Here is a 328-nt window from a genome sequence, read left to right on the forward strand (position 1 = left end):
TATGATAATACCTGTAGAATTATCTTTATTGTCAAAAGTATTACCACTAATTCTAACTTTTTGATCATCTAAAAAAAGATCTTGTATCTCCACTCCAAATATTTCTGCTAACTTTGGAATGTATTGAGATTTCACATCTGAAGTTTCATTTTCCCAATTAATATAAGTACCTCTATCCAAATCCAACATATCAGCAATGTCTTTTTGAGAAAATTTTGTTTTACTTCTAAGTCTTTTAAGGTTTGTACCAATTCCCATACTATATATTTTTCACAAATTTATACATTGTTGTAAAAACCCAACAAAATTTGTTGTTTTTTTTATCACT

General features: G+C 26.5%; 1 protein-coding gene. It reads right to left on the reverse strand.

The annotated features are described in order from the left end of the window. The coding region (locus AC2A1C_RS15890) for a helix-turn-helix transcriptional regulator (protein ID WP_484026913.1) at positions 1-258 on the reverse strand (258 nt) is incomplete at its 3' end. Between the last annotated feature and the right edge of the window lie 70 nt (positions 259-328).

The organism is Chryseobacterium sp. HNCC26DJ241 (genome assembly GCF_057180505.1).